Here is a 7,116-nt window from a genome sequence, read left to right as displayed (position 1 = left end):
CCGCCATCATCGACCCGCCTCTGGTTATCTCCGCGCGCGGCCGCGCCATGCGTGTCGAGGCCCTCAACGGCCGTGGCGAGGTGTTGTTGCCGGTCATCGGCAAGGCGCTGGGTAGCCTGGCCGATATCACCATCGCCGAGACATCGAAAAGGCTCATCCGTCTCGACGTCGCCAAGCCCGGCCGTGTCTTCACGGAAGAAGAGCGCAGCCGCGTTCCTTCGGTGTTCACGGTGCTGCGCGCCATCACCGCTCTGTTCAAGACCGAGGAAGACGCCAATCTAGGTCTCTACGGCGCTTTCGGCTACGATCTCGCCTTCCAGTTCGACCCGGTAGACTACAAGCTCGAACGCAAGCCAAGCCAGCGCGACCTGGTGCTGTTCCTGCCTGACGAGATCCTGGTCGTCGACCATTATTCGGCCAAGGCATGGACCGACCGCTACGACTATGCCGGCGAGGGTTTTTCGACCGAAGGGCTGCCGCGCGACGAAATCTCCGAGCCGTTCAAGAGCCCCGACCGCATCCCGCCGCGCGGCGACCATGAACCCGGCGAATACGCCGACCTGGTGCGCAAGGCGATGGATTCGTTCAAGCGCGGCGACCTGTTCGAGGTCGTGCCGGGCCAGATGTTCTACGAGCGCTGCGAGACGCAGCCGTCCGAGATTTCGCGCAAGCTGAAGGCCATCAATCCGTCGCCCTATTCCTTCTTCATCAATCTGGGCGAAGGTGAATATCTGATCGGCGCCTCGCCCGAAATGTTCGTGCGCGTCAACGGCCGCCGCGTCGAGACCTGCCCGATCTCGGGCACCATCAAGCGCGGCGACGACGCAATTTCCGACTCAGAGCAGATCCTGAAACTGCTCAACTCGAAGAAAGACGAATCCGAGCTGACCATGTGCTCGGACGTCGACCGCAACGACAAGTCGCGGGTCTGCGAGCCGGGTTCGGTGCGCGTTATCGGCCGGCGCCAGATCGAGATGTATTCGCGCCTGATCCATACGGTCGACCACATCGAAGGCAGGCTGCGCGAAGGCATGGATGCCTTCGATGCCTTCCTGTCGCATGCCTGGGCGGTCACCGTCACCGGCGCGCCGAAGCTATGGGCCATGCGCTTTATCGAGCAGAACGAGAAGAGCCCGCGCGCCTGGTATGGCGGCGCGATCGGCATGGTCAATTTCAACGGCGACATGAACACCGGCCTGACGCTCCGCACCATCCGTATCAAGGACGGCATTGCCGAAGTGCGCGCCGGCGCCACATTGCTGTTCGACAGCATTCCCGAGGAAGAAGAAGCCGAAACCGAACTGAAGGCATCCGCCATGCTCTCCGCCATCCGCGACGCCAAGACAGGCAATTCCGCCAGCACCGAGCGCACCACCGCGCGCGTCGGCGACGGCGTCAACATCCTGCTGGTCGACCACGAGGACAGTTTCGTCCACACGCTGGCCAATTATTTTCGCCAGACCGGCGCCAACGTCTCGACCGTTCGCTCGCCGGTGCCTGAGGAAGTCTTCGACCGGCTGAAACCCGACCTCGTCGTGCTGTCGCCCGGCCCCGGCACGCCGAAGGACTTCGATTGCGCCGCAACCATCAAGAAGGCGCGCGCCCGCGAACTGCCGATCTTCGGCGTCTGCCTTGGCCTGCAGGCATTGGCCGAGGCCTATGGCGGCGAACTGCGGCAGCTGCACATACCGATGCACGGCAAGCCGTCGCGCATCCGCGTCTCCAAGCCCGGCATCATCTTCTCGGGCCTGCCCAAGGAAGTCACCGTCGGCCGCTACCACTCGATCTTTGCCGATCCGGTGCGGCTGCCCGACGATTTCATCGTCACGGCCGAGACCGAGGACGGCGTCATCATGGCCTTCGAGCACCGCAAGGAGCCGATCGCCGCAGTGCAATTCCACCCGGAATCGATCATGACGCTCGGGCACAATGCCGGCATGCGCATCATCGAGAACATCGTCGCCCACCTGCCGCGCAAGGCCAAGGAAAAGGCCGCCTGACGATCATGGCCGAAGCCGAGAACACGATGGCGATCGCGGCCAAGGCGGCCGCGAAGCGCAAGGTCGCGAACCTCGCCTTCTGGTCGATTATCGTCGCCTTTGTCGTGCTCGCGCTGAAAGCTGCCGCCTGGTACGTCACCGGCTCAGTCGCACTCTATTCGGACGCACTGGAATCGATCGTCAACGTCATCGCCTCGGTCGCCGCCTTCTGGGCGATCCAGATCAGCCACAAGCCGGCCGACCAGGATCATCCCTTCGGCCATCACAAGGCCGAGTATTTCTCGGCAGTGCTGGAAGGCGTGTTGATCGTGCTTGCCGCGCTATTGATCCTCAACGAGGTCTGGCGCTCCTGGCAGACTCCGTCACCCTTGGAACAGCCTTGGGAAGGTCTTGCGGTCAACGGCGTTGCCACGACTATCAACGCCTTCTGGGCCTGGACGCTGATCCGCGCCGGCAGGGCGGAGAAATCACCGGCACTGGTCGCCGACGGCAACCACATCATGACCGACGTGGTGACCTCGATCGGGGTCTTCGGCGGCCTGGTCGGGGCGATCCTGACCGGTTGGCAGATCCTTGACCCCGCACTTGCCGTCCTCGTGGCTTTGAACATCCTGTGGCAGGGCTGGCATGTCATCGGCTCGTCGATGAACGGGCTGATGGACCGCGCCGTCGACACCCAGGAGCACATGCGCATCCGCGACGTCATCTCGGCCAACTGCAAGGGCGCACTTGAAGTGCACGACCTCAAGACGCGCATCGCCGGCCGCGCCACCTTCATCGAGTTTCATCTGGTCGTCGACGCACACATGTCGGTCGGCGCCAGCCATGTCATCTGCGACCGCATCGAGGATGCGCTGAAGGCCGAAATCCCCTCGGTGCGCGTCACCATCCATGTCGAGCCCGACGACGAGGCCAAGCTGCCCAAGGGCACCACGGCCGTGCCGTTCGCATGAGGCGGTTCACCAGGTCTCGATTGAGAGATCTTTGATCCGCTCGAATTCCCGGACATTACGGGTCATCAGCGCAAGGTTCCGAGCGCGCGCTTGCCCACCGATCAACGCATCGTAGGGACCGATCGGAGTTCCTAACGTCGCAAGCGTTGCCCGAATCTCCCCAGCATGTCTTGCGTCTTCTCGGTCGAATTCGAGCACCGGGAACTGCAGAGCTTCGATGCGCGCCAAATTTTCAGCCCTTCGCTGGCTCTTTTCAGCACCATAGTGCAGTTCGTGCGCGACGATCGCAGAGAGGGCATAGTCCTGCGGCCTGTGCCGTTTTAGCAGCGCCAACAGACCCGCGTCGCCCTTGATGACCGCGATGACGGCATTGGTGTCGAGCAGGTAGATCACTTGAAAACGTCATCCAAGGCAGGTCGATCCTGCCCGTCTTGACGTTCGAGCGCCGCCTCGGCGAAATCGTTATCAAGCGGTCCGATCACTTGGTCTAGCCACGCCCAGTCCTGCGCAAGCGGTTCCAGAATGACGGTTTGCCCGTGACGGCGGATCGAAACCTCATCTGTTTCGAAACGGAACTCCTTGGGCAGACGCACAGCTTGTGACCGGCCCGACCAGAACACTTTCGCCTTGTCCATCACGCTATCCTCAAATGAGATATAGCAAAGATATATCCCTTCATGGCGACGTAGACAAGTCCGAGCTCAGGGCGAGCAGGCCGATTGCGGCATTGGCTTCAGCCGATAGACCTTGTCGTCGGATTTCGTCTTTCCGGCGTCCGCCTTCGAACACAGGTCGACGATTGCAAGCGCGCTGTTTGGGTTGGCCAGCATCATCGTGCCGTTGGCGCCACGCTTGAGGAAAATCTCCTTCTGCGCGATGTCGCAGGAGAAATCGCTCATCTTCGTGCTGGCCGCGCAGCGCCACTGGTCGGCTTCGCCCTGGCAGGAATAGGTCTGCGTCACCTTAGCCGATTTCTGCCGTGTGGTGACGGTAACGGCAATGTCGGCGCCGTCTGGCCAATTGGCGGTGTCACCGCCCGAGGCGAAGGACGCCAGTTCTACCTTGCCGCGGAAAACCCGGATCGACTGGGTGAGTTGATCGGGGTGCGAGCCGAGATGCGCTGCATCGTAGTCGCGCCCGTAGCAGAACGCCTGGTCCGGCTTCAGCCGCTCGCGCAACGGAGCTCCGAGCGCAGCGGCGACTGGATCGATGCGCGCGAACTCCGCCTGGCAGGTCGCTGCCGGCATCGGGTCGAGGCGGAAATTGTCATCCTCCGAGCCGAGCGCCTGCCTGTCATATTCCGCTGCGCCAAGCTCCTCTTCTGATCCGGCATCGAGATAGATGTCGGGCTGCAGATCCGAGAGGAACAGCCGACCCTTGTCATCGACCTTCAGCGACGCAAGCGTCCGGTCGCATTCCATGCCGCAATGGACCGGGCCCGTCTTGCCGTCCTCGGAAGCATGATTGCACCAGCCGCCGGCCCATTCAGGCGACTTGGCGCCGCGCACCGTGGTGGCGATGAAGGCATTGTAGGACGTGTCGGAATTCCCGGTCGGCTCCTCGTTCGGCCGGCTGACCGGATCATGGCCGTAGTAGAAGAAGATCCGCGCCACCTTCTGCTTCGGGTGCGCCTTGAGATGCGCCGCATCATAGACGCGGCCGAAACAGGCATCAGCGCCGTTCGGACTGAGTTCGGTAAGCTTCAGCGCATCGTCGGCGGAGGCCGATCCGGCAAGCGCGCCGAGCAGCACGGCGCAAAACCCGGCGCCGGCAACCGTCTTCCATTCCCCCAACCCAAACGCCCATTCCTTCAACGCCATGTGACCTCTCCTCCGCATCGAAAGGACGCAACGGCAATTTATGCTAGTATTGCGGCTGGAGTCACGCAATTCGCGGTCAGCCGCCAAGCGGAGGAGGATGCCATGCGCCGGCGCGATATGTTCCGCACGGTTCTTGCCGGAACCGGAACGCTTCTCGGTCTGCGGGCAGCACAGGCAGCCGCCACCGAGCCCACAAGGCAAAAAGTCGCCTACCACTTGAGCGACAGCGACAAGGTCAATTTCGTGCTCGGCAACATCAAGAACCATTATGAAGGCACCGGCGGCAAGGTCGACATCGTGCTGGTCGTGCATGGTCCCGCGCTCGCGGCCTTCAAGTCGAAAGGCATATCGGCCGCGATTTCCGGGCGCTTCGCCGGCCTGGTGCAGCAGGGACTGGAACCCCACGCCTGCGCCAACACCATGCACGGCATGGACATTACACTCCCCGACCTGCTCGCCGGATTTCATGCCGCCGACAAGGGCGGCGTCGTCAAACTCGCCGAACTGCAAGGCCAGGGTTACGCCTATCTGCGTCCGTAGAGCGGTTTGTTTGACGCAAATCCCCCGGGGAAAGCGCTCACACTTTTCCTTGAATTGCTCCAAGGCTTGAACACCGGGGTGGCAAGGGCCTACGAAGGGCAGGCAGACATCCCGGAGGAAGAACCGTGCCAGCCACCACACTCAGCATACCCGATCTTGCCGGCAAGGCAGTGCTGGTTACCGGTGCATCGACCGGCATCGGGGCGGCGCTCGCGCTGGCCTATGCAGCGCAGAAATGCAAGGTGGCGTTGCATTATAACTCGAGCCGCGACGCCGCCGAGAAGCTCGGCCTGACGATTGCCGACAAGGGCGGCGAGGTGTTTCTCGTCCAGGGCGATTTCTCCGTTGCCGCCGATGTCGAGCGCGTCGTCGAGGACAGTGCGCAATATTTCGGCCGCCTCGACGGGCTGGTCAACAATGCCGGCGGCATGCTCGGCCGCATCCCCTATGCCGAGCAGACCGAGGCGCATTACGATGCGGTGATGGACCTCAACGCCCGTTCGGTGCTGACTGCTTCGCGCAAGGCGATCCCGTGGCTGAAGAAACAGGGCGGCTTCATCGTCAACACCTCGTCGATCGCCGCCCGCAATGGTGCGGGCGGCGGCGCCGGGCTTTACGGCTCGGCCAAGGCCTTCGTCTCCAATGTGACGCGTGGCATGGCCAAGGAGCTGATCGGCTTCGGCATCCGCGTCAACGCGGTGGCGCCCGGCACAATTCTCACCCCGTTCCACGAGCGCTATTCGACCGACGAGCAGATCAAGGGCATGGTCGCCACCATTCCGCAGGGACGCGCCGGCACGGCGCAGGATTGCGTCGGCGCCTATCTGTTCCTCTCTTCCGACCTTCTCAGCGGCTACATCACCGGCCAGGTGATCGAGGTGAATGGCGGCCAGTTGATGCCTTGAACGGCTATCGGCATACTGGCGATCTGCACGCTCTTGTCGAAAACCTCAAAGGGAGACAACGGAATGTACGGACTGATCGGCAAGATGCGGGCGTCGCGCGGCCAGCGCGACGCGGTCATGGACCTCCTGCGCGCCAGCACCGGCGCCCTGCCGGGCTGCCTGAGCTATATCATCGCCCGCGATCCCGCCGATGCCGACGCGATCTGGGTCACCGAAGTGTGGACCGACGCCGAAAGCCACAAGGCCTCGCTGCAGCTTCCCGAAGTCCAGGCGGCGATCGCCAAGGCGCGGCCGTTCATCGCCGGCTTCGAATTCCAGGTCGAGACCCACCCCGTCGGCGGCTTCGGCCTAGCCGACAGCAAGACGGGGTGAGTTCGATGCCAATTTTGAGGAGCAATCTTTGACGCAGACAGTAAACATTCGCGATGCGAAAGCTCATCTGTCGCGCCTTGTGAGACGTGCAGCCCAAGGCGAGTCGTTTGTTATTGCCAAAGCCGGCAAGCCGTTGGCCAGAATCGTGCCGATCGAACAGCCGGCGCTGCAGGCGCGACGGGTCGGTTTTATGGCCGGCCAGTTTTCCGTCCCCGACGATTTCGACCGCACGGGTCGCAATGAGATCGAGCAACGGTTCAACGCCGGCTTGTGAGACCTGTTACTCGACACCTGGGCGGGTGAAACAATCATTTTTCTGTGAATCGCGGTTCGCATTTTTCGCCCTGCGGGTCTAAGAGCGAAACATGGATTCCTCGGCCGAGCAGCCCTCCCCGGACCTGCCCACACTCGAGCGCATGGCGCGGATGCGCAGGCTCTGGCAGTGGCTTGCCCTGCTGGTTGTTTCCTTGCTGTTTGCCGGCGCGCTGGAACTCGCCGCCCTGCCGGCGGCGCTGCTGATCGGGCC

The 7,116-nt window shown here is 62.8% G+C and carries 9 protein-coding genes and 1 pseudogene; 7 read left to right on the top strand and 3 right to left on the bottom strand.

Going from position 1 to position 7,116, the window contains the following annotated elements:
• Together EN932_RS24560 and EN932_RS24555 are read left to right on the top strand one after the other, a co-directional pair.
• On the top strand, nucleotides 1-2,000 hold a 2,000-nt coding region (locus EN932_RS24560; RefSeq protein WP_128369122.1), incomplete at its 5' end, for an anthranilate synthase.
• Nucleotides 2,001-2,005: 5 nt separating this feature from the next.
• Nucleotides 2,006-2,953 carry a cation diffusion facilitator family transporter gene (locus EN932_RS24555; protein ID WP_127368482.1) on the top strand — a complete coding sequence of 316 codons (948 nt, stop codon included), beginning with the start codon at nucleotides 2,006-2,008 and terminating at the stop codon, nucleotides 2,951-2,953.
• A 6-nt stretch (nucleotides 2,954-2,959) separates the two neighbouring features.
• On the opposite strand, the gene EN932_RS24550 is transcribed toward EN932_RS24555, so the two are convergent.
• The 3 genes from EN932_RS24550 to EN932_RS24540 all read right to left on the bottom strand — a co-directional run bounded on the left by EN932_RS24550 (nucleotide 2,960) and on the right by EN932_RS24540 (nucleotide 4,773).
• Entirely contained in the window at nucleotides 2,960-3,346 is a 387-nt protein-coding gene (locus EN932_RS24550) for a type II toxin-antitoxin system VapC family toxin (protein WP_127368481.1), read from the bottom strand.
• The gene (gene vapB / locus EN932_RS24545; RefSeq protein ID WP_023760667.1) at nucleotides 3,343-3,588 is read right to left on the bottom strand and encodes a type II toxin-antitoxin system VapB family antitoxin; all 246 of its coding nucleotides are present in this window, start codon (nucleotides 3,586-3,588) and stop codon (nucleotides 3,343-3,345) included. Before vapB ends, EN932_RS24550 begins: the two co-directional genes overlap by 4 nt.
• A gap of 66 nt (nucleotides 3,589-3,654) precedes the next feature.
• Nucleotides 3,655-4,773, bottom strand: a complete 1,119-nt coding sequence (locus EN932_RS24540; RefSeq protein WP_127368480.1) for a hypothetical protein — start codon at nucleotides 4,771-4,773, stop codon at nucleotides 3,655-3,657.
• A 102-nt stretch (nucleotides 4,774-4,875) separates the two neighbouring features.
• Here EN932_RS24540 and EN932_RS24535 point away from each other — a divergent pair, with 102 nt between their 5' ends.
• The 5 genes and pseudogenes from EN932_RS24535 to EN932_RS39045 all read left to right on the top strand — a co-directional run.
• Nucleotides 4,876-5,313 carry a DsrE family protein gene (locus EN932_RS24535; RefSeq protein WP_127368479.1) on the top strand — a complete coding sequence of 146 codons (438 nt, stop codon included), beginning with the start codon at nucleotides 4,876-4,878 and terminating at the stop codon, nucleotides 5,311-5,313.
• Nucleotides 5,314-5,438: 125 nt separating this feature from the next.
• Entirely contained in the window at nucleotides 5,439-6,218 is a 780-nt protein-coding gene (locus tag EN932_RS24530) for an SDR family oxidoreductase (protein WP_013529934.1), read from the top strand.
• A 63-nt stretch (nucleotides 6,219-6,281) separates the two neighbouring features.
• A complete protein-coding gene (locus tag EN932_RS24525) occupies nucleotides 6,282-6,590 on the top strand; it encodes a putative quinol monooxygenase (protein WP_013529933.1) in 309 nt (102 codons plus the stop codon).
• Between the two features lie 28 nt (nucleotides 6,591-6,618).
• Nucleotides 6,619-6,864 (top strand): type II toxin-antitoxin system Phd/YefM family antitoxin, encoded by a 246-nt coding sequence (locus EN932_RS24520; RefSeq protein WP_127368478.1) that lies wholly within the window; start codon nucleotides 6,619-6,621, stop codon nucleotides 6,862-6,864.
• A 91-nt stretch (nucleotides 6,865-6,955) separates the two neighbouring features.
• Nucleotides 6,956-7,116 (top strand): annotated as a pseudogene (locus EN932_RS39045) (AbrB family transcriptional regulator); the annotation flags it as partial.

This window comes from Mesorhizobium sp. M7A.F.Ca.US.002.01.1.1, from assembly GCF_004022955.1.
In the GTDB taxonomy this organism is placed as follows: domain Bacteria; phylum Pseudomonadota; class Alphaproteobacteria; order Rhizobiales; family Rhizobiaceae; genus Mesorhizobium; species Mesorhizobium ciceri.
The sequence above is the reverse complement of the archived record's forward strand: the minus strand, read 5'-3'. Positions and strand labels throughout refer to the sequence as shown.